We start from the raw sequence: 22,763 nt of genomic DNA on the forward strand, positions 1-22,763 counted from the left end.
CCTCCTTGATTGTGCTGAACCGCTGTTCTTGAATCTTACAAACAATCTATAACTTCCGCAGCAGTTCCCCGAAGGGCTCTGCCAATGGCGAATATTCTTCTTTTAAAGTAACGACGCTGATCTGCAACGATACACCTGCTACCTCATGTACCTGAATGGGGAACAGCTCCTGATTTTGCACTTCCTTCTTCACCGTGAGTCCCGGGAGAAAGGCAATGCCTGCCCCTTGCATAACCAGTTTCTTCGCCGTCTCCGAATTATCGACATGGTATGTAATATTCGGCGGATGTTCCAGCGAGTCGAAAGCCCGGTGAATGCGAAGCCAGTCCAGTGAACCACATTCAAAAAAGACCAGTTGCTCATTCCGGATAGCTTCCATGCTGACATGCCCGCTCTCAATGAATGGATGCCCTTTGTACACATAGAGCTGAATCGGATCTTCATAAAAAGCAACCGTACGGATCGCAGGATGCATGACCTTGCGCACAAAAGCAAGATCGATCTCCTGACCAAGCAGTTTGGCAATCAGCTGATCCGTCGTTGCGGTCGTCAATTTGATATTAATTTCGGGGTAAGCTTCCTTGATCTTGGGTAAAAAATCGGGAATGACATAGTTGGATACCGATACTGTACTACCAAGTCGAAGAGCATCCGGTGTTGATCGCCGTTGCTGAATCTTCTGCTTGCCCTTCTGAATCACTTGCAGCACTTGCTGCGCATATGGCAGGAATTTCCGACCTTCATCTGTCAGCACAATTTGTTTGCCAAACCGATCAAACAACTTGCAGCCCAGCTCCCTTTCCAGTGACTGAATGCGAGCTGTGACCGAAGGTTGGGACAAGAAGAGTACTTCGGCAGCCTTATTGAAGCTTCCATAATGATTGATATATACAAATGCTTCAATATTCTCGATATTCATGAGCGCCTCCGTATCCACGTCCGCAGACGTTTGATCTTATATTGATTTATCCAATACACTTACTTGGTTTTATGATATCGTAATCCCATCCTTTTCCAGTGTCAATATCAATTCATCCAGCGAGCGATCCAAACGTGTAGTCACATCTGCCGAGAGTACAAATTTTCCATCATCCAGTCGTTCAATTCCCTGATCCACAGCATACACGCCACCCAAGATATGTCTTCCACCAAGGGCTGCCAGAACAGGTTTCAATGCATAATCAATGGCGAGCAGATGAGCTATAGAGCCACCGATAACGAGCGGAAGTGTCAACTTACCCCGTAATCCTTCTTGCGGAATCAGATCCAGGAACAGCTTGAGCACTCCCGAGTACGATGCCTTGTATACCGGTGTTGCCACAATAACGGCATCCGCCGCTTCCACGACAGCAAGTGCATCACGAATGAATGAGCTGTCAAACCGGGCTTGCACCAGATCCTCAGCGGGCAGATCCACAACGTGAATAACTTCAACAGTGATGCCTGCCTCCGTTAATTTTTGGCTGCTGTAATCCGTCAGACCTGTCAAACGCGAACGTTTGGAAGGTGATCCGGCAATAATGACAACATGTGACATGAATATCTCCTCCTCAAGCGTAAACGGCTGTCGCCGTCCTCTGGTGGCACAGCTACCGTTTCGCAGTGAAATATAAAAATGGATAGGGTGAAACTTATAAATTCTTATATTTTGGAATAGCGGTCAAGCCGCTCCTTTTACTTTGGGGTCCAGCCGATCGCGAATATCGTCTCCAATCAGATTAACCGCCAGTACAAACAACGTGATCGCCAGACCCGGGAACGTACAGATCCACCAGGCAACCGTCAGATAACCTCTACCTTGTGAGAGCAATGCGCCCCAATCCGGTATTTCCTTCAACACCCCAAGTCCCAGAAAACTGAGTCCGGAGCCCGTCAGGATTGATGTCCCTACGCCCAGCGTAGCCATGACCAGCAAGGGTGACAACGAATGTGGCAGTACATGTTTCCAGAAAATACGTGCATTGGAACCGCCCAGTGAACGTGTCGCTGTAATGAAAGGCAGACCTTTAACTGATATGACCTGCCCACGCATCACCCGTGCGTAGCCCGGAATGGAGGAAACCGCAACAGCCAGTGCAATGTTCATCAGTCCTGGCCCAAGAGCAGCTGCAACAGACAATGCAAGGAGCACGCCGGGTACAGCCATCAGAATATCGACAGCCCGCATCGTGACAGTATCAACAATTCCTCCGGCATAACCGGAGATAATACCAAGCGCACTACCGACAATACCGCCCACTAGAACGGAAGCAAATCCAATGAGCAGCGAATCCCTGCTTCCATGCACAACTACACTGAAGATATCCCTGCCAAAATAGTCCGTCCCGAACAGATGCGCAGCAGAAGGAGCCTGCAGAATGGCATCCGTCATCATCTGAGTTGGATCATAGGGCGCAATCCAGCCCGGTACAATCGCACATGCCACGGTAAACACCACCACCAGCAATGCTGCATAAAAGAATAATCGGGATACCGCGAATGAGACGCGATAACGCCAAGGGCGGCGATTCCACAGATGGATACGTCCTACACTGCCGGCCCATGCTTTTTTGTCACCAGCCAAATGTTTCATGCTCATGAGCAACAACTCCTCCTTTCATACTCCGCGTCAGGACACTTCTGACTGTTCCAGCTGTCATCATGTGCGGACTGCACGCCGAACCCGGGGATCAATGTACGAATACGAGATATCCACCAGCAGGTTCAAGACCACATAGATAATGGATGTAAAGAAAACAACGCCTTGCACCACTGGCAGATCCTTGGCCATTAGCGCATCCGCAATAATTCGGCCGATCCCCTGTCTAGAGAAGACGGTCTCCACCACAACGGTTCCCGCAAGCAGATCACCGATCAGCATGCCGATTACCGTTACTGCAGGAATAAGCGCATTACGCAGTGCATGACCATACATGATGGCACGTTCCGAAAGTCCTTTGGCCCGTAACGCTACGATAAACGGTTCATTGATCACTTCCAGCATGCTGTTACGCACCATCCGTACGATAAACCCTGCACCCACAAGACCCAGCGTGGCTGCTGGAAGAACCAGTGAGCTGAACCCGTCGGACCCCATCGCTGGGAACCAGCCAAGCTGTACTGAAAATAACAGGATGAGCAATATCCCCGTCCAGAAGGTTGGCATGGAAATGCCAAACAGTCCAACGAGCCGGGCAACGAAATCAATCACGCCATTGCGATGAATCGCAGACAATACACCAAGTGTAATTCCAATCGTGATGGCAATGATTGAGCTGAGTGCGGTCAAAGCCAGTGTGGCTGGAAAATGTTCCAGGATTTTGGGCAATACCGGATCCGAATTGATCATTGATTTGCCGAAATCCCCATGCAGCATATCACCGAAATAGTTCGCAAACTGGATATAAAACGGTTGATCCAGTCCTAGCTGAACCCGCAGATTCTCGATCATCTCCGGGGTAGCCGAGGACGGGTCCAGCATGAGCAGAACCGGATCACCCGGCAGAAGATACATGATGCAGTACACCAGCACCGAAGCTCCGAAAATAACCAGAAGCGATGTTGCGAGTCGTGACAGTATCGTTTGAACCATACCGGGATATCTCCTTCCTCAATCTGGATTGGCCGTTCCTATAGTGCGTGTTCAAAAAGACCAGTTTTCAGTACCGAGAAGATGGAATGAAGCTAGAAATGGAGTAGCGGAGCGTAGGAAACTACGTGAGCAACTGAAATGTTTCCGAAGGAAACATCCTTCGTAAGCCCCCCGCTTATTTCGGCTGAATTTCATATTCGATGCTGATCATGCCATTAGGCATGACTAGTAATCAAAAGTGGACTTTTTGAACAACCTCTGTTAGGGCTGAATGCGGACGTCGTTAAAGAGTGGATAACCCAATGAATCAAACTTGATGCCTTCGACCTTTTGGGATGCAGCGACGGTATACGGGAATACATAGATCGGCAGAATTACCGCTTGCTCAATCAGGTATTGCTGGATTTGATTGTAGATCTGAACACGTTTATCAGGATCCGTCTCGACCGCTCCCTGCTCTAACAGTTCATCGATCTTTGGATCAGACAAACCGGACAATGTGGGACGCTCGCCCTCTGCACTCGTATGGTAGAAAGCGTACAAGGCATTTGGGTCAGAATTGACCTGACTGTTTCCATAGAGATCATAATCCCAGTTCTGATAGATGACCGTTGCTACGTCTTTTGTAATTTCCACTTCAACCGCAATGCCAACCTGTTTCAACTGTTGCTGGATAATGGCAGCAATGTCATTGCGTTTCTCCCGATTGGGCGAACCATCGACATACCGCAGGGTCAGTTTCTGGCCGTCTTTGGCACGAATTCCATCAGCGCCTTTCACCCAGCCTTGTTCATCGAGCAGCTGATTGGCTTTGTTGATGTCCGGGTTGATGCTTCCTTCCAGCGATGCATCATAACCAAGGATTCCAGGAGACAGTGCGGACCACGCACGTTCGTAGTTGCCCAGATACAATGTTTTGACAATCGATTCTACATCTACGGCGGATTGTACCGCCTGCCTTACTTTCACATCATCCCAAGGCGCTTTGCGCAGATTGAAAAAGAGTGTATATGGCAACCCAACCGTGTTGGCCTGCAACAATTGCTGGTTCGGATCGTTTTTCAATGCAGCGATATTCTGCGGTGGAACCGTTTCGGCAGCGAGTACCTGACTACTCTGTACACTTCCGATGCGCGTCGCTTCTTCCGGTACAATCTTGAATGTGATCGTATCCACATGGGGCGCGGCTTTATTTTCAACCGTCTCAGGTCCCCAGTTGTAATCCTTGTTTTTGGCAACGACGATATCCGCATTTTCATCCCATTTCACAAAGGTATACGGACCTGTGCCCACCGGATTTTTACCTAGCTGGTCACCATATTTTTGGGCAGCTGTAGGGGATACGATCCCCAGAAGTGCCTGGCTCAAGTTACCGAGAAAGGCTTGCGATGGTGATTCCAGATTTACCTTGATGGTATATTCATCAATGACTTCGGAGGAGCTATACGGTCTAATCAAGGCCAGAGAATTGGCAGCTTTGGTGGCCGGGTCGATCACCCGGTCCAGATTGTATTTCACGGCTTCCGCATTAAACGGTGTACCATCATGGAACTTCACACCTTCACGCAGCTTGAACGTATAACTCTTGCCGTCTTTGGATACGCTCCATTCCGTGGCAAGCCAAGGTTTGATGGAACCATCAGGCAGCTGCACGACCAGATTATCGTAGATCGTCCGGATGGCACGCACCGTTACGGCAAGCCCACTGCGATGAGGGTCCAGCGTATCCGGTGAAGTGGCAAGTGCAAAAGTCAGGTTGCCTCCTTCGGCTTGCCCGGCCTGCCCCCCGCCTGATGCCTGTGCCGTACTGTTCGTGCTGCCTCCCGCCGCTCCGCAACCGGACAATACCATCACCAATATTGCTGCCAATGCCATATATTTCATCCATGAGATAGACCTGTTCATATCGCTTCCCCCTCTGTGTATACAGGTGTCATTAAACTGATGTTTACACCAATACTCTATATATCCTATGAGTTAAGTCGGTTTTAAAGCAGTACAAAACGTAGTAATTGATTTCATTACCGGTTGGAGAAAACAGCCAGACAACATCAGATGCTCGTTCGCTCCCTATCCGTTATGCCAAATCAGATACGACTTGTTGCTTGGCAGCCGTATAACGGTTAACGGGAATTTGCACGCCAAGGTTACCTCGCAATGTATCGTGTTCATATTCCGTACGATACAGGCCGCGTTCTTGCAGAATCGGAACAACCAGTTCCACAAAATCAGACAATCCACTCGGCAGTTCCGAAGCAATAATGAAGCCATCCGCTGCTTCCGTCTCGAACCATTCCTGAATCTTGTCAGCAACCTGCTCCGGTGTGCCCAGGAATTTGCTACGCGGTGTTGCTGCCCGCAGAGCCACTTCACGCAAGGTCAATCCCTGCTCTTTGGCATCCTTCTTGATCTTGTCGGTTCCACTGCGGAAACTGTTGCTTCCAATGCCATTCAGCTCCGGGAACGGTTCATCCAGCGGATATTGGGAGAAATCATGGTGTTCGAAGAAACGTCCCAGATAATCCAGCGCTTTATCAATGGTAACCAGACTTGCGATCTCCTGATATTTCTGTTCAGCTTCCTCTTCCGTCCGTCCAACAATAGGATTGATGCCTGGCAGAATAACAATATCCTGTGAAGAACGTCCATAGGAAGCCGCCCGTGTTTTCACATCCTTATAAAATGCCTGTGCATCTTCAATCGTATCGTGTCCGGTAAAGACAGCATCCGCTTCTTGCGCCGCCAGCGTTTTGCCATCTTCCGATGAACCTGCCTGGAAAATCACCGGCTGTCCTTGCCGTGAACGGGCAATATTGAGCGGACCTTGTACGGAGAAAAACTCTCCTTCATGATTAAGCGTGTGCAGCTTGGATGGATCGAAGAAGACACCGCTCTCTTTGTCTCTCACAAAGGCATCATCTTCCCAAGAGTCCCACAACCCTTTGGTTACCTGTAAATATTCCGCGGCAATGCGATAACGTTCTGGATGCGAAGGGTGACTGCTCTTGCTATAGTTCTTCGCTGTACCTTCCAGCGGAGAAGTCACGACGTTCCAGCCTGCACGGCCATCACTGATCTGATCGAGGGAACCGAACTGTCTGGCTACGGTGAACGGATCACTATAGGATGTCGAGAGGGTGCCTACCAGTCCAATATGTGAAGTAACGGCAGCCAAAGCGGAGAGGATACTGATTGGTTCGAAGCGATTGAGGAAATGCGGAATGGATTTCTCGGTAATATACAGACCGTCTGCGATAAAGACCAGATCGAACTTGCCTTCCTCCGCTTTCAGTGCCTGACGTTTGTAGAATCCAAAGTTAACGCTGGCATCCGACAGAACCTCCGGGTGTCTCCATGTGGTGTTGCTTCCTCCAACCCCATGAATAATGGCTCCAAATTTCAAACTGCGTTTCGCTGTCATATGCACTCCGCCTTCCTTGGATTAGAATCTTCAAAAGAATGATCAAGGGCCAACTGAACTGATTACGTATGCGAAATAACTTAAAAGTTAACTATTCCTATGAGTTTTGTTTGTTTTAATTTCACAAATCTTATCACTGCCCCGTAAAAGGGTCAACAGCGTGACTAATAGATTTTTTCTATATGAACATTGAAGATGTAAATAAGACCATTTACATCCCAAGAGAGCTATAACTTATTGAACGTTCCGGCTGCTGTACAAATGCGATCTTGCATCATGCAGCAACCGGAACGGCTTGCTCCAAAGGTATATATCCACTCCCGTTAGACTGCTTCCGCTTCGTCCGCTCGTGCCAGAAGTTCCGCCAGCTTCTCCAGATCAGGTTCCAGCAAGGCTTCAAACTTGCCGTCCCCTCCCACTTCAATAACGGGTACATGCCGAATGCCATATTTTGCTTCAAGCACATCACGCAGCACGTCATTGCCCTGCACTTCAATGTTCTCAAAAGGCTGGTTTCGCTCTGTCAGAAATGCTTTCACTTCCCCGCAGAAATGACAGCCTGTTTTGCTCCACAGCACGACTTTTTTGGTTGATGATGACATCGACATACCTCCTGATTAGTTTTAAGATCAAGATCTGTGCGATTGAATATGAACGCCCTAGACCTTTAATTCCCATATGTTAAATAAGAATTATGGCTCTAAATGTACTCCTGTGCCCTTCCTGCGTCAATGGATCTGCTAATAGAATAAACCTATAACCAAATAGAAAGATTAAATTATAAATTTGAAAGATGGCTTATTTTACAGGAATGAATCGCACTGCTTCAGTAGTCTAGCTACCAACTCATATGTAATATTCGGATGCGGAATGAATCAGAGCGATTACACAGGGTACCGCTACATTTTCCATTCCGCATCATACTGCTGATTCGCATAAACAGATCGCCTGACATTACAGATCGGGGTTCAAGAGCTGAGGTGGGGCGATAATGGGCCAGCCTTCTTCCATCGCATTCAGTTGGTCCGCAGACACGCTGATAATATGACCAGAATGTACACCCCAACGTTCTGCCGCATAGACCGATACAAATCGTCTCCGCTTGTCTCCGCTGATCTGATATCGAATCTCGGGTGCATCCACTACGGCAACAATACTTCCTTCTGCCCAGCCATTGTGAGAACCATGAACCGCTGTCGTATGCACCTGTTGTGATTCCCTCGGCCATCCTTGCACGTCCCCCGCTGATATCAGTGCTTCTCCGGCAGGAATGGCGAGCAGGTCAGGTTTGGCAACCTGAACAGGTGATATTCCACGCGGTACAGGGATATTCAGCTTCCGCCGCCGACCGCCAGTTAAAGTATAGACATCTCCTTTGGCATCGGACAGGAACGAACCTTCCGGGTAGAAGTCATAACTGTGTCTGAACTGTAATGTCGGATCTTGGCTGCCCTGCGTTGAGATTCGCTGACGCGGATCCATTGGGTTGGTATCACCCTCCTCTTGTTGACCGGATGGGGTACCAGAGGTTTGTTGTCTAGCTAAGCGGGAGGTTTCGGCAACCAGCGCATGGGGATCTCCCCACTTTTGGCTATAAAACTGCTCGTTATCCTTATTCACTACAGCAAAGTCTTGCTCACCCAAGGCTTTCATACTGACACTTCCGAAGTGGTGGATAAAAGCATCCCCGGCTACCGCAAGTTGGTATCCTGCCAGCTTCACCCGGATGATCCAGTCATCATCTTCGAAATTGCCCACCGCGTACCCTTCGTCCAGATAACCTACCCGTTCCAGCAGCTCCCGTGAGAACAGCCAGCAGAATCCGACCAAGCGATCGGTTATTCGATGTTTGTCTGCATCCGGACGATTATGTGTGGCGGCAAAAGACCACATCTCTTCTACCTCACGGTACGGAACCTGAATCTGCTGATCCCCGCCAATATAGTTGGTCACCGGGCCCACCACACCAATCTTCGGATCACCGGCAAGACAAGTCATCATGTTATCCAGCCAGCCCGGAGTAACCAACGTATCGTTGTTCAGCACGATGATATGTCGTCCTCTCGCCATCATCAGCCCATGATTGACACCTCCGGCAAACCCCCGGTTCTTATCCAGGGCAGCCACCCTCACCATGCCGCCTTTGCGGAGCATGGCCTCGGCAGTTCCATCCTCGGAGGCATTATCCACAACAATGATTTCGAAGGGGGCAGGGGTATGTTTTTCGATACTGGACACACATTTCAGCACATACTCCCGCTGATTGTACGTGGGAATAATGATGCTGACCCCTTCAAAAACAAGACCAAACGAGTTCTGTCCCTGGCGGACACCTTCGTTGTATCCTCTGGTATACCCCTGTTTGTAGAGCCTGGCGCCTTTGGGTGTGCGCCTGCTTTTGCCTTTACGTCTGGATTTCCGTATTGAGCGACGACCTGCTGCATGCAGGACTGCCATGTCAGATCGCGAGGCATCGTGTTGTGTGGCACGGCGGGCCGCTTTTTTTTCGTTGCTTATGCTGCCATTCCTGTTGTTTTCACTGCGGCTGTTGTCACTGCGAGTGCTGATATTTGGAATGATGTTCAGATGACTGTGACCCTTTCGACGGACTACGTTTCGAGCCTTAACCTTGTTGCTGCGGCTATGACGTTCTTCCCCGCGCTGTTGATCGGGTGTGCTCATGTTGCTCCCTCCATTTCCACTTGTCCGTGAGGCTAACACGCACATAACCAGCCCCCGGACGTCCACTAGAGTTGAAGCTCTCCTGTTACCAGTTTGTCAGCCAAATGTCCAAAGTCCAGAGCAACCTTGCCGAGTTCACCTGCAATTCGCCGACACAGAATGACCGCCGGAATTCCCGCCGCCACCAACGCGATATCAAAAGCATGTTCTGAGGTTTGCTGCATCACCCTCGGAATATCCATAACTCCCGCCACAGAACCAATGATACCTGTGACATGAATCCCCCGGTTATGCAGCAGTGCCGCAAGCTCTGGTGCCTGGCTGCCTATGAGCAGAACCCGCCGTCCTTGCATCAAGGGCAACACCAGGCCAGACTGATGCAGACTGTAATTGATCGTGGAACTGGTCAATTTCAGCCGGGACCAGTCGATCCCGAAGTGGCGTAATACCGGGAATAACAACCCCTGGAATGTCGGCGCCCGCGAGATCGGCACGCCAACCCAGTCGGCGGCCTGTATGGCTTCCGCAAGCATCGCGCGGATGTCGGGGGTTGAGCAGGGCACCCCTGCATAGGGCAGAAACGGTGCCAGCTCCTGCACTTCGTGGCCTGGCAGCACCGTATCGGCTGCCAGCGTGAGCAGTTCGCCATCTCCGAGGCGAACGACAGACAAGGGGCGCTGCGCATCCAGCGCCGCCGTGATGTGTCCAGCCATCTCATGAGGGCTGGACAGCCGGGCCAGGCTGGGCGCATATTGGCGGAATCCCGCCGCAATCAGATCTGCCGCCGCCACGGCAGGCAGAATGTGATCCGGCGGGATGTGCTGCGCCACCAGCGCCTCCCCGCCGGCGAATACGCCGTCGCGGTAGCCCTCGGCGTAGCCGCCGGGCACGGCCTCCGCCTGCACTGCGTGCTCCGCGGGCGGAGGCGGCAAGCCCTTCGCGCCGGCAGCGCCTCCCCGCCCCGCAGGGGCGACACCCTTCGGGTGTGTCGCGGCGCGGGCGGGGCGGGGCCAGCACCGCTGGCAGGCATCGCCTGTGGCGTGCTGGCTTGCGGTGCTGGCATGGGCGCACGGCGCATCGCCGTGCGCTGCTTGGCGCGAGCAGCGGCACGCCGGCCCCGCGCTGATGCCGGCCTGCGCCCAGCAGTGGCCCGGCGCAGGCCGGCTTTGCCTTTGCCGGTGCGGCTGGCTCTTGCTGCTCTGCCAACAGCACTGCCTGTGCTGCTGGCTTTCCTTGCAGCAGCCTTATGCGATGCGCCGGCAGATGTACCCGCTTTGGTCAGGGTACTCCGTTTCCCTGACTTCACACCTTTGACTCCAGCAGACCCTGTACCTGCTGCTGCCGGAGTGCCACTGCCCATAAATACGGCCGGGTGGATGCCCCGGGGTTTACCCGACACGGAGGCCCTAGCGGCCCCGGTGCGTGTCACTACTCTCACGCCATTCCCTCCTTTGGCATGCACGAGGATTGTCGCTGCGCAAAGCGCCGGAGCATCCTTCCAGCTCCGGCGCAGAGTGTTCTGCTCCCATGGGGCACCGCACAGCGGCAGCATCAGTCGCATATATTTTAGGGCAATTGTCCTTTCATACGGACAGCTGCTTCCTGGAGCGATTCAAATGTACCTGCATCACTCCAGTATTTCTGCAAAATGTCGTATTCCAGTCCGCCAGCAGACGCGTAGTGATTATTCACATCCGTAATTTCAAGTTCTCCGCGCGCAGACGGCGCAATATTGCGAATCAGGTTAAATACATGATCATCATACATGTATATGCCCGTCACACAATAAGAGGTTTTCGGCTGGCTTGGCTTCTCCTCAATGTACGAGATTCGCTCAGGATGCTTTGGATCAAAAACAGGCACCCCGTAACGTCGTGCATCATCCACCTCTTTGAGTAGAACTCGCGCTGTACCAGCAGGTTGCTGCATGTAACGGTCCACATAAGGCTTCAGATCATCGCTGAAGAGATTATCACCGAGAAGCACAACGAATTTTTCGCCAGGAAGAATAAAAGAAGTTGCCAGATCCAATGCTTCCGCAATCCCGCCTGCCTTTTCCTGAATGCGATAAGTCAACTTGACCCCATGATCTGCTCCGCCACCAAGATACTCTGTATATAACCCGGCGGAATGTTTGTTGATCACAATCAATAGTTCATCAATGCCTGCCTGGCGGAGCCTGTCGATGCCATACATAATCATCGGATGTTTACCGACTGGAAGCAGATGTTTGTTAATGAGCCGGGTCAGCGGATACAGTCTAGTTCCTGTTCCGCCGGCAAGAATTACACCTTTCATTCCACGTTCCCTCCTTCATCGGATATGTCCATATATTCAAGCGGATCGACATGCCATTTGTTCATAAAAATCGAACGATTACGCTCAAGCAGCTGTTTCCACGCTACCGGATCTGTCTTCTGGAAGCTGGCACTTCCCTGATGATGCACGAGAACATCTCCACATACCAGCAGGCGATATCCCTGCAATCTTGCTCTATAACAATAATCGTCATCCTCATAGTGTCCCGGAGAATATGCCTCGTCAAGCAGCCCAACTGATTCCACGACATCTCGTTTCATCAGCATGCACAGACCGACGATCCGGCGTACTTCCCTCCACCTTGAAGAATCCGCAACATTATTGGAATTGGCCAACTCCTGAAAATGTTCCATGTCCCGAAACTGCAATTTAATCTGCTGGATGCCGCTTGCATAATTCGTAACAGGACCCGTGATCCCAATACTTGCGTCACTGTACAGAGCCGTTCGCAGGTTCTCCAGCCAACGGGGCGTGACCGTAACATCATTGTTCAACAGCAACAACTCATCCCCGCAAGCTGCACGAAGTCCAGCGTTACACGCTGCCGGAAACCCCCGATTGTCCGGGAACCTTACAAATCGAATTCGCTCCAGCGCACAATATTCAGCCGTTCCATCCGTCGAACCGTTATCTACCACGATAATTTCATATAACGCAGGATCGCCCGAGTATTGACGTATGGCATCGATGCAGGGCCTGATCAGATCCAGCCCATTGTAAGTTGGGATAATCATACTCGTCAGTGTCATTAGGCGTTCCTCCTGTAAGCGACTTCTACACGGGAGAGTGTATGTGCTTGGGCTGGATTCCAACCTGTACCCAGCAATGTAGCCAGTGCCTCCAGATGATCTCCGATGATCAATTTGGCGACATCATTCCCACTTCCCGTGTTACCAGGACGCAACCGATTGGAACGAATAACATCCACCTGACTTGGTGCCGAGACGTTCATTCCATGCTGAATAGCTAGACTTTGTGCCTTAGGTGGAACGGCCAGTGATGCTGACTTCACGGTCTGAATCATACGACGAGACAATGCATGAGGCACGGCTGTCATGGAATTGGAACCAAGATCTGCCCTGCCTAATGTCCGGTTCAGATATGCTTTGATCCGGCTTACCTCATCCTGGCCTGCAAACGCAGGCAGCAAAGACGTCAGATTATTCAACGCCACATCCTGTCCCCGATCAACCGCGAACAGAAAGGGTGCAAGCTGTTCAGCCGAGACGACCATATCCCCATCCACAAAAAGTACCGTCTCCGCATCCGTCATCTTGGCTCCAAGTGCCCGGCCCACATCATGTCCTGCCCGATCCGGTTCATAGATTACTGTAAGTCCCGGCTGCCTTAGTACCTGCTTCAAACTGTCATCTGTCGTTCCATTCAGTACCACAATAATATCCGTCAGAGGCAACCGCTTTAGTTGCAATAACACCTGCCCCAGTGTGTGTTCCTCATTACAGGCACAGACAACAGCAACAGCCGAATGACGAAGAGGTAGAGGCACGATCTGGAATGAATGCCCCGAGGCCTGAGCATAACCTTGCATAAATGCCTTACCTGCCTTCAGAGCTAGCTCGAAGTTGCTTAGCTCCGCAACATTCACCGCGTGTGCATTCCATACGAGACGTGCATGTTCTTCTGATACTGTGTTGTTTGCCTTTGCCTCCCTTCCTGCAACTTGCCCCGCTTTCCACATCAAGTGTAGATCTACTTGGCCAGACTTTGCTCGGCTTCTTCTTTTTTTTTGAATATCTACATGTTTCTTGTTCCTATGACGCTTGTTCATTACTGTTCTTCCTGCTGTCGTTTGTCTACTTGTTGTCCGCTTGCGGCGGGCAACCCCTGAACGTCCCTTCATTTCCTCACCTCCAGCATGTTGCATCATCCGATGCGACATGCTTACCTCGCCAGGTTGCGAACACGTTGCAGATCGGTATAACCTCCGCGGGGACCGAGCGTATCCGTAATCCACTTGATCGCTGCCATATGATCATTCAGTACCACTTGACTTAGCGGATCAGGTCCGCTTCGCTTCTTGATTCGTACTGCATTCATTCTACCCACAGGTACGTGATGGACAGCGCGTACCCGAAGTCCGCCGATCACTGCCTTCGCTTGTGCGAGTGGCGGAACTTCCAGTGAGGATATCCCCATGACCTCAAGCCCTTTTCGGCTTATTGCATGTGGAATTGCTGTCATGGATGCCCCCCGGAGATCGGATCTTGCGAGTATGCTGTTCAACATGTGTTTGGCCTCCACTACCGGATGAACGGGATGATGAGTGACCGGCCCATGGTAGTCGTTAAGTGCCACATCCGTTCCCTTCAGCACAGCCTTCACGTAAGGTGCAAGGTGCTCTGCGGGAATTGCGATATCTGCATCAGTAAATAACAATACCTGACCGCGCGCCTCCGCTGCGCCTACTTTTCGTCCTCCATCATGCCCCAGTGCTTCGGCATACGTGAGCACGCGTGCTCCAGCCCGTTTGGCTGCGTTTGCCGTACCGTCTGTTGAACCATTCACAACGACAAGCACTTCAGCATCACGGCATATCCGCCGCGCTTCACGGACAACTGCACCAATCCTTTTCTCCTCATTCATAGCAGGGATAATGACCGAGAGCATCGGTCGCTGAGAACCCCCCCTGTGTGAAGGAGCATCACTCATGCCATTTTCCGCGCCATTCTCTACTCCATCCTTAGCCTGTGACATCAGCTGTTTGGATGGAATAACGAACGTATAGGCCTTTGTACCCTTTTTGTGTCCAGACTTCCATCTTCGTTTCTTCAGCACTGTTTTTCTTCGTGTCACATTGGTTCGGGTTGCATAACGTGCTGTGGTACGGGTTTTGCGCAACAGTTTCACCTCCCGCATTCGATCATCGGCATGCCAAGGGAGTACACGTTATTCTATGTATTCGTGGAGCAGTGGAAACGGCGTTTGTCCTTGCACTAAGCAGGTTCTCCCTGTGAACACGAGGGTACAGGCCTTGCTTTTAGACAAAATACGTCAAAATATGTGAAAAACGCTACCTCTCCCCTACTTCAGACACAAATTTAACAAAAATCTAAAATTGTATCTTTTCCAAAGTTTTACATTGTGATAATATACGTTCCAAGCAGTTTTATTTACAAAAATAACCTTGTGGTGAACATAAGTTCCTCTATATTTTTTAAATCAATTTATTGACCTTAGGTTGATTAGATTATGACCTCATTCACAGATCTTGTTAAGCAGATACATTCTACTCTTGAGAGGAGTGATGCCGTTCAGAACACACTGCCTTTGTCATTTACGCAAACCCGGATTGAACACCCCAGTTTTCCGTGAACGTATCTTCTACCTGCGCAATTGGACAACCCCCGGCTTTCTGAAAGAGGAACACAATAGACGATTCAACCTTCGGTTGAACTGAATAAACGGTTATCCTTTTTGTTTGGTGTCGTGCTTAACACTTCCCGAGCTAAGGCCAAGCCGATTTTGTTCCAATCGTTTCTTGTCTCATTCCACGCTTCAGGTCTAGCCCCACGCTCCGCGCTGCCCAAGTTGCAGACGGAATTCCAACCGAGACTGGCATGAACATTTTCCAACAAAAAATAAGTTTAAGAATGGGAGAGTTTACTATGAAATTTGCCAAAGTTATGCCAACAATTCTTGGAGGAGCTCTTTTGCTCGCTTCCGTGTCCTCTGCTACTGCAGCTCCAGTGTCTGATCAATCCATTCCACTTCAGGCCCCTTATGCTTCTGAGGAGGGTATTCCATTGAACAGTGGAACAGATGACACTATCTTTAATTATCTTGGACAGCAGGAACAACTCCTGAATTCCGATGTGAAATCCCAACTCAAAATTGTCAAAAGAAACACAGATACATCTGGCGTAAGACACTTCCGCCTGAAACAGTATATTAAAGGTATCCCGGTTTATGGTGCAGAACAGACGGTCCACCTGGACAAAACCGGAGCCGTGAGCTCCGCACTTGGCGATCTTCCACCGATTGAAGAGCAGGCCATTCCGAATGATGGTGTAGCCGAGATCAGCGGAGAAGACGCGATCCAGATTGCAACCGAAGAAGCAACCTCCCGGATTGGAGAGCTTGGCGCCGCGGAAATCACACCTCAAGCTGAATTGAACATCTATCATCATGAAGAAGATGGTCAGACGTATCTGGTTTACATTACGGAAGTAAACGTACTCGAACCTGCCCCTCTACGGACCAAATATTTCATTAACGCAGTGGATGGCAGTATCGTATCCCAGTTTGACCTCATTAACTTTGCCACCGGAACAGGTACAGGTGTACTTGGAGATACCAAAACCCTGACAACCACCCAATCCGGCAGCACCTTCCAACTGAAAGACACCACTCGCGGCAATGGCATCCAAACGTACACGGCGAACAATGGCTCATCACTGCCTGGTAGCTTGCTCACAGATTCGGATAATGTATGGACTGATCGTGCAGGTGTAGATGCTCACGCTCATGCCGCTGCTACGTATGATTTCTACAAAAACAAATTCAACCGTAACGGTATTAATGGTAACGGATTGTTGATCAGATCAACCGTGCACTACGGCTCCAATTACAATAACGCCTTCTGGAACGGGGCACAGATTGTCTTTGGTGACGGCGATGGAACGATGTTCCGATCCCTGTCTGGTGATCTGGATGTTGTGGGCCATGAATTGACGCATGGTGTTATTGAATATACAGCCAATCTGGAATATCGCAATGAACCAGGCGCACTCAATGAAGCCTTTGCCGATATTTTCGGTAATACGATCCAAAGCAAAAACTGGCTGCTCGGTGATGATATCTACACACCTAACACTCCAGGAGATGCGCTACGCTCCCTCTCCAACCCTACATTGTATGGTCAACCTGACAAATACAGCGATCGCTACACAGGCTCACAGGACAACGGCGGTGTCCATATCAACAGTGGTATCATCAATAAAGCCTATTTCCTTGCTGCTCAAGGCGGAACACATAATGGTGTGACTGTTACCGGAATCGGTCGGGATAAAGCGATCCAGATTTTCTACAGCACACTGGTGAATTACCTGACACCAACGTCCAAATTTGCCGCTGCCAAAACAGCTACCATTCAAGCAGCCAAAGATCTGTACGGAGCAACTTCCGCTGAAGCTACTGCTATTACCAAAGCATATCAAGCTGTAGGCCTGTAAAATCTTATTTTATTGTAGTTCAACTTATAATGTACTCATCCTAATGGTAACAAAACGTTCAGACACCCCTCACCGTCCGAACGGATTAAGCTGATATCAATCAAAAGCGGTGTCCCGGACAACTCTGGACACCGCTTTTGTCATTTGTTTATTACGGATACAATCCTGCACTATCCTTGCGAAGGTCCCGCAGCAATCCATGACAACAATCCGTACGTATGCTTGCAATCTGCTGTACGTGACACTTCAAGTACCGCTTCATCCTCACTCTGCGAGAGCAAGGAAATCTGGAATCCCCGATCATTACTCATGCCCACAATCACATAATGTTCTGAAGCAAATGACTCTTCAAAAACAACAGTTACCTCTGTGCATACTTCACTCTCTGGCAGTACAAAAGCTTCCATTCCGAATTGTTGTACAACCGGTTGTTTGCTTACGCTGCGAACGGGCTGGAAGGCCAGATGTTTGGCTTGAACTGCCCCCGATTGCAACTGGCTGCTGCCCACGGTATCATCACAGAGATGCTCCTGTTTAATCGATTGTTCACTTAACATAAACTCCGTAGTTCCAGCGATCTCCTGTGACTGTTCAAGCTGTGGTTGCTGAGCCTGATCTTCCTGATCTGCCTGCACTGCCTGCTCAGTTGTGAACAAAGCTGCCGGTAGTTCGCCAAGCTGATCTGTTTGGGATACCAGCTCTTGTTGTTGCTCCAGACCAGCACTCGGTAATGCCTCGACGATTACCTGCTGTGATTGCTGTACAACCTCATTTTCTGGTTGAAGCAATCCCTCTTGTCTTTTGATAGCTGCCAGCTGCTCCAGCGTTTCTCCACTGAACTGACGAATCGCATTCCATATCTCTTCGCTCAGATGCGCTGGACCTACAATCCCCGCATTCAAATGATTAGAGGTAATACTCTGCTCACTCAGTTTGCTGCCGTTCACGCTGCCATCGGCCAATTTGGCACTGGTGACGGACCCATTTTGCAGATGAACCCCGCTTACTGCTTCCTCTTCCAGATGAGTTGTGCGAATACTGCGTTCTTGAATATGATCAGCAAGAATGGTTCCATCCTGGATATGACGAGTTTGCACACTTTTGTCTGCTATGTGGATAGCCGATACCGCACCTTCAAGCAATTTATTACCGTTTACACTGCCGTCAGCCATTTTGGCACTTGTTATGGAACCATTGTGCAGATGAATCGAACTTACCGATTCGGCTTTGAGGTGGGAGATTCCAATGCTTCGCTCTTGAATATGGTCAGCATGTATGGCTTTCTCTTGGATATGACGGGATTGCACACTTCCATTGGCAATATGGACATCCGACACCGCATCTTCTAGCAGTTTGTCACTGCTCACACTGCCATCCGCCAGTTTGGCACTCGTTACAGACCCATTTTGCAGATGAACCGCACTTATGACTTCCTCTTCCAGATGGGACGTACCAATGCTATGCTCCTGAATATGATCAGCAAGGATCGCTCCTGCCTGGATATGGCGAGTTTGCACACTTTCCGACGCGATATGGCTCCCCAATACAGTATCTTCGAGCAATTTGCTGCCGCTAATGCTACTGTCAGCCAATTTGGCACTTGTGACGGACCCATTTTGCAGATGAACCGCACTTACGGCTTCCTCCTCCAGATGGGCTGTGCCGATGCTTCGCTCCTGAATATGAACAGCATGAATAGCTCCTGCCTGAATATGCCCGGATTGCACACTTTCCGATGCGATATGAATCCCGGATACCGTACCTTCGAGTAACTTGCTGCCAGTTATACTACCATCCGCCAGTTTGGCACTCGTTACAGCTCCATTTTGCAAATGAATGGCACTTACAGACTCCTCTTCCAAATGTGCTGTGCCGATGCTCCGCTCTTGAATATGATCAGCATGAATGGCTCCTGCCTGAATCTTACTGGATTGCACACTATCATCTGCAATGTGGATATCTGATACTGCTCCTTCGAGCAACTTGCTGCCGGTTACACTGCCGTCGGCCAACTTGGTACTTGTTACAGATCCATTTTGCAGATGAATGGCACTTACTGCTTCCTGTTCCAAGTGAAGCATGCCAATGCTGTGCTCCTGAATATGGTCAGCAAGGATTACTCCTGCCTGGATATGGCGGGATTGCACACTTTCAGAAGCGATATGGATTCCCGACACTGCATCTTCGATCAACTTGCTGCCGGTTACACTGCCGTCGGCCAGTTTGGCACTGATGACAGACCCATTTTGCAGGTGAATCGCACTTACTGCTTCCTCCTCCAGATGGGTTGTGCCGATGCTCCGCTCCAGAATATGGTCAGCATGAATGGCCCCTGCCTGAATATGCCCGGTTTGCACACTTTCGGACGCAATATGAACCCCCGATACGGTTCCTTCAAGCAATTTGCTGCCGTTGATACTGCCATCCGCCAGTTTGGCACTTGTTACAGATCCATTTTGCAAATGAACTGCACTTACAGACTCCTCATCCAAATGAACTGAGCCAATACTGCACTCTTGAATATGATCAGCAAGGATTGCTCCTTCTTGGATATGATGGGTTTGCACACTTTCATTGGCAAGGTGAGTAGCCGATACGCTTCCTGCAGCTAATTTGCTGCCATCCACACTACCCGTTGCTAGTTTGGAGCGTGTTACAGATTCATCCTGCAAAATAATCGTACTTACCGCTTCTTCTTCCAGATGAGATGTTCCGATGCTGCGTTCATGGATATGATGAGGAAGAATTTCACCATCTTGAATATGACGGGAATGCACAGCTCCTTGCTGCAGGTGAACAGCACTTGTCGACTCTGCCTGAAGATGCAAACCACTGATCAAACCTGGCTGAAGGTGAGCCGCTGTAATGGATAAAGGTGCCAGATGGTCTGTTTCGACAGATCCAGGTGCCAAGTGATGCGATGTGACCACCTGTTCAGCAATATGCTCCTCATGAATGATGTCTGGCTTCAGATGCTGTGAGCTCACTACTTGAGTCCCCAAATGGTCAGATTTCACGCTGCCTTCAGCCAGATGGACGGATTGTACAACGGATGGCTGCAAGTGCTCGCTACCTACAGCAGCCTGTTGCAGTTCTGTCCCGGATACCGAGTCTGCTGTCAAATGGTCCGCACTTATGGAGCCATGCTGAAGTTTGTTGCCGGTAATACTGCCATCAGCAAATAACTCGGGCGAGCGTATTTCTTCCGACAAATGTTCCAGGGAAACGGCATGCTGCTTCAGGTGATATCCGCGAATGGTTCCTGCTGGAATATGTTTGGCGTTAATACTCTCTGCCATAATCTTGGAAGAAGTCACGCTGCCGTCTGCCAGTTTAGCTGACGTGACAGCAAAATCCGCCAGTTTATCTGTTGCAACACTCTCTGGTGAAAGCTTGGGGGAGGTAACCGCATGATCTGTTAGATGAGGCGGAAAAATGGACCCGCCAGCCAGCTGGGCTGAAGTTACACTATCAATAGCCAATTTGTCTGTTGTGACCGCGGCCCGTGCAATCGCATCCGTTTCAACACTACCCGGCTGAAGATGAGGTACACCTACGGCGTGTTCTGTCAGATGTTCCGATTTCACTGCATAAGGTCTCAGGGCCTCGGAACCCACGCTGCCTGGAGCCAGATGTGTCCCTGTGACTCCACCACTCGCAAGATGCGAGGATATAACACTTCCCGGGGCAAGCGCTCTGCTACTCACCGATGCCGTTCCAAGCTTTTCTGTTGTCACACTTCCATCCGCAAGTTTAACGTCTGTAACGGCACCATCCTGCAATTCATACGTACCCACGGCCGACTCTGCAAGATGCCGCTCACACACCACGTCGTCTGCAAGAGCGTCTCCGGACACACTTCCGGCAGATAGATGAGCTGCCTCGATGCTTCCACTTGCAATGTGAATAGAGTGAATTGCGGAATTGTCCACATGTACTGGCGTAATTCCCCGATTTGCAATGTGTTCCGCACGAATGGACCCTTTGGCAAGATGTTTACCTTGTACCGCTTCATCCGCAATTTTGGAAGAAATGACGCTCTGATCAGAGATCTTGGATGCCGTAATGGACTGTTCCAGCAATTTTGCTGTTCCAACAGACTGGTCTGCCAGTTTGCTACTGGTTACTGCACCTTCCGTCAAATGCTCACTGCCCACTTCTCCATTGCCAATCTGCTCCTTGCCAACGGAATGAGCGCGAATCTGGTTTGATCCGATTGAACCGTCCAGGAGATGTCTTCCAGTTAGTGAACCCTCAGCTAAATGTCTTGTTTGTATGGATCCATCCTCTATCTGGTCACTTCCAATACTGCCACTTAATAGTTGGGAACGACCGACAGACCCTTCTGCCAGATGTGTCTGTTTAACAGCACCTGCCTGAATGTGGTGGGACTCGATGGAGTGTTCTTCGATTTTGCTGCCTGTGACAGCAGCTTCACGAATTTTGGTTGTAGTCACTGCATCGTCAGCCAGTTTGGAGGTATTCACAGCTCCTCCCGTGAGATGCCTTGTATCCACCCCGCTAATCGCGATCTTGTCTCCAGTTACGGCATGATTCTTGATTAATTCTTCCGTTACCAGCATCCGGCTGAGATGTCTTGTGCTGATAGAACCGTCGGCAATTTTGGCCGAATCGATGGCCTGGTTGCCAAGCTTCTGAGAAGTAATACTGCCATCTCTGATTTTCTCACCGGCAATAGAAGCATTTCGTATTTTGTGACCAGACACAGAACCGTCAATCAGGTGCTCCTCAGATACAGACGCTTCCGCAAGTTTCGCTGAAACGATGGCCCCGTCTGCAATGTGAATGCTGGTCACCGCATAATCCTGCAATGCTTCACTGCCAACCGCATCCGGTTTCAGCTTGGAGGCATCTACAGAGAAAGGAGCCAACTTGCTCTCCGTAACAGCAAATTCACTCAAGTCGTCCGTGTAGATGTAATGTCCGGTATGACCCGGCATCTGGTTCTGGTTCAGGATCTGCAGCCGGTCCTTGCTTGTTGTTTCTTGCTTGATGATATCCACCTCTTCTTCCAGAACAGGCGGAGCCACGCTGCTAACCTGAATTTGTTTATCCGAGCTATCTTCTGTCTCGATTTCCTTGCTATCAGACTCTACGGGTTCCGGCTTGATTTCGGCTTCGATCTCCACCTCTTCCAGCTCGTTTGTTGAAGCAGGTAGCTCCATTGAGTCGAATAGGAATTCTTCCGACTCCTGAACAGCCCTTGATTCCCTTTTATTCGTATTCAAACGTTCTTCCCTATTCACAGTGAAACCTGAGTTCATCTTGTCTGCCCGGCGATCAGTCAGTTCCAATTCTTTGTATTTCGGGCTCACATGCCGCAGTTTCGGCGTTGGAACCTTCTTTTTGCCATTTTTACTCATGCAGCTTGCTCCTTCCTCTAACGTTCGTCTCCGGCATCATATGCTTCCATATGGGCATCTGCCACTTCATTTATGACTTTTGCGGATTCCAGAGCACGAATGTACAGGCGTCAAGACAGGAAGGTTCGATGATCTTCGTGGAAATAGGCGTGTCAGGGCTGCAGAGGAAAGGCGGCTGTCCACGCCCCCGTCCC

The 22,763-nt window shown here is 50.1% G+C and carries 16 protein-coding genes; 1 reads left to right on the forward strand and 15 read right to left on the reverse strand.

Annotation, left to right across the window (positions count from 1 at the left end; all coding sequences use genetic code 11):
• Positions 1-46: 46 nt before the first annotated feature.
• The 14 genes from MKY95_RS27130 to MKY95_RS27195 all read right to left on the reverse strand — a co-directional run bounded on the left by MKY95_RS27130 (position 47) and on the right by MKY95_RS27195 (position 15,589).
• On the reverse strand, positions 47-919 hold the full coding sequence (locus MKY95_RS27130; protein WP_339195326.1) for a LysR family transcriptional regulator: 873 nt from the start codon (positions 917-919) through the stop codon (positions 47-49).
• 69 nt (positions 920-988) lie between these two features.
• On the reverse strand, positions 989-1,537 hold the full coding sequence (ssuE, locus tag MKY95_RS27135) for an NADPH-dependent FMN reductase (protein ID WP_036605818.1): 549 nt from the start codon (positions 1,535-1,537) through the stop codon (positions 989-991).
• A gap of 123 nt (positions 1,538-1,660) precedes the next feature.
• Positions 1,661-2,578, reverse strand: a complete 918-nt coding sequence (locus tag MKY95_RS27140; RefSeq protein WP_339195330.1) for an ABC transporter permease — start codon at positions 2,576-2,578, stop codon at positions 1,661-1,663.
• A gap of 60 nt (positions 2,579-2,638) precedes the next feature.
• Positions 2,639-3,571, reverse strand: coding sequence for an ABC transporter permease (locus tag MKY95_RS27145; RefSeq protein WP_339195333.1), 933 nt, complete (start codon positions 3,569-3,571; stop codon positions 2,639-2,641).
• 261 nt (positions 3,572-3,832) lie between these two features.
• Positions 3,833-5,476 (reverse strand): ABC transporter substrate-binding protein, encoded by a 1,644-nt coding sequence (locus MKY95_RS27150; protein ID WP_339195336.1) that lies wholly within the window; start codon positions 5,474-5,476, stop codon positions 3,833-3,835.
• 172 nt (positions 5,477-5,648) lie between these two features.
• The gene (locus MKY95_RS27155; protein WP_339195339.1) at positions 5,649-6,992 is read right to left on the reverse strand and encodes an LLM class flavin-dependent oxidoreductase; all 1,344 of its coding nucleotides are present in this window, start codon (positions 6,990-6,992) and stop codon (positions 5,649-5,651) included.
• 323 nt (positions 6,993-7,315) lie between these two features.
• Positions 7,316-7,594: a glutaredoxin family protein gene (locus MKY95_RS27160; RefSeq protein WP_339195342.1), complete on the reverse strand. Its 279-nt coding sequence runs from the start codon at positions 7,592-7,594 to the stop codon at positions 7,316-7,318.
• A gap of 352 nt (positions 7,595-7,946) precedes the next feature.
• Positions 7,947-9,674, reverse strand: coding sequence for a glycosyltransferase family 2 protein (locus MKY95_RS27165; protein WP_339195345.1), 1,728 nt, complete (start codon positions 9,672-9,674; stop codon positions 7,947-7,949).
• Between the two features lie 65 nt (positions 9,675-9,739).
• A complete protein-coding gene (locus MKY95_RS27170) occupies positions 9,740-10,579 on the reverse strand; it encodes a GT-D fold domain-containing glycosyltransferase (protein ID WP_036605938.1) in 840 nt (279 codons plus the stop codon).
• Between the two features lie 661 nt (positions 10,580-11,240).
• Positions 11,241-11,972, reverse strand: coding sequence for a sugar phosphate nucleotidyltransferase (locus MKY95_RS27175; RefSeq protein ID WP_036605812.1), 732 nt, complete (start codon positions 11,970-11,972; stop codon positions 11,241-11,243).
• Positions 11,969-12,742 (reverse strand): glycosyltransferase family 2 protein, encoded by a 774-nt coding sequence (locus MKY95_RS27180; protein WP_036605811.1) that lies wholly within the window; start codon positions 12,740-12,742, stop codon positions 11,969-11,971. Before MKY95_RS27180 ends, MKY95_RS27175 begins: the two co-directional genes overlap by 4 nt.
• Positions 12,742-13,854 (reverse strand): glycosyltransferase family A protein, encoded by a 1,113-nt coding sequence (locus MKY95_RS27185; RefSeq protein ID WP_162158945.1) that lies wholly within the window; start codon positions 13,852-13,854, stop codon positions 12,742-12,744. The genes MKY95_RS27180 and MKY95_RS27185 overlap by 1 nt, the downstream gene beginning before the upstream one ends.
• A 41-nt stretch (positions 13,855-13,895) precedes the next feature.
• Positions 13,896-14,852 carry a glycosyltransferase gene (locus MKY95_RS27190; protein WP_081745804.1) on the reverse strand — a complete coding sequence of 319 codons (957 nt, stop codon included), beginning with the start codon at positions 14,850-14,852 and terminating at the stop codon, positions 13,896-13,898.
• Between the two features lie 539 nt (positions 14,853-15,391).
• Positions 15,392-15,589, reverse strand: a complete 198-nt coding sequence (locus MKY95_RS27195) for a hypothetical protein (RefSeq protein ID WP_339195350.1) — start codon at positions 15,587-15,589, stop codon at positions 15,392-15,394.
• Between the two features lie 30 nt (positions 15,590-15,619).
• Here MKY95_RS27195 and MKY95_RS27200 point away from each other — a divergent pair, with 30 nt between their 5' ends.
• Entirely contained in the window at positions 15,620-17,185 is a 1,566-nt protein-coding gene (locus tag MKY95_RS27200; RefSeq protein WP_036605810.1) for a M4 family metallopeptidase, read from the forward strand.
• A gap of 170 nt (positions 17,186-17,355) precedes the next feature.
• Here MKY95_RS27200 and MKY95_RS27205 read toward each other — a convergent pair whose 3' ends face one another.
• Positions 17,356-22,569, reverse strand: coding sequence for a WIAG-tail domain (locus tag MKY95_RS27205; protein WP_339195352.1), 5,214 nt, complete (start codon positions 22,567-22,569; stop codon positions 17,356-17,358).
• Positions 22,570-22,763 lie beyond the last annotated feature (194 nt).

The organism is Paenibacillus sp. FSL P4-0176, assembly GCF_037975265.1.
Lineage (GTDB): Bacteria > Bacillota > Bacilli > Paenibacillales > Paenibacillaceae > Paenibacillus > Paenibacillus amylolyticus.

What these genes read in the sequence shown, in the direction of transcription:
- MKY95_RS27185 (WP_162158945.1), bottom strand. Translation starts at nt 13,854, where the DNA reads ATGAAGGGACGTTCAGGGGTTGCCCGCCGCAAGCGGACAACAAGTAGA.
- MKY95_RS27205 (WP_339195352.1), bottom strand. Translation starts at nt 22,569, where the DNA reads ATGAGTAAAAATGGCAAAAAGAAGGTTCCAACGCCGAAACTGCGGCAT.
- MKY95_RS27150 (WP_339195336.1), bottom strand. Translation starts at nt 5,476, where the DNA reads ATGAACAGGTCTATCTCATGGATGAAATATATGGCATTGGCAGCAATA.
- MKY95_RS27140 (WP_339195330.1), bottom strand. Translation starts at nt 2,578, where the DNA reads ATGAGCATGAAACATTTGGCTGGTGACAAAAAAGCATGGGCCGGCAGT.
- MKY95_RS27200 (WP_036605810.1), top strand. Translation starts at nt 15,620, where the DNA reads ATGAAATTTGCCAAAGTTATGCCAACAATTCTTGGAGGAGCTCTTTTG.
- MKY95_RS27145 (WP_339195333.1), bottom strand. Translation starts at nt 3,571, where the DNA reads ATGGTTCAAACGATACTGTCACGACTCGCAACATCGCTTCTGGTTATT.
- MKY95_RS27130 (WP_339195326.1), bottom strand. Translation starts at nt 919, where the DNA reads ATGAATATCGAGAATATTGAAGCATTTGTATATATCAATCATTATGGA.
- MKY95_RS27155 (WP_339195339.1), bottom strand. Translation starts at nt 6,992, where the DNA reads ATGACAGCGAAACGCAGTTTGAAATTTGGAGCCATTATTCATGGGGTT.
- MKY95_RS27180 (WP_036605811.1), bottom strand. Translation starts at nt 12,742, where the DNA reads ATGACACTGACGAGTATGATTATCCCAACTTACAATGGGCTGGATCTG.
- MKY95_RS27165 (WP_339195345.1), bottom strand. Translation starts at nt 9,674, where the DNA reads ATGAGCACACCCGATCAACAGCGCGGGGAAGAACGTCATAGCCGCAGC.
- MKY95_RS27160 (WP_339195342.1), bottom strand. Translation starts at nt 7,594, where the DNA reads ATGTCATCATCAACCAAAAAAGTCGTGCTGTGGAGCAAAACAGGCTGT.
- MKY95_RS27175 (WP_036605812.1), bottom strand. Translation starts at nt 11,972, where the DNA reads ATGAAAGGTGTAATTCTTGCCGGCGGAACAGGAACTAGACTGTATCCG.
- ssuE (WP_036605818.1), bottom strand. Translation starts at nt 1,537, where the DNA reads ATGTCACATGTTGTCATTATTGCCGGATCACCTTCCAAACGTTCGCGT.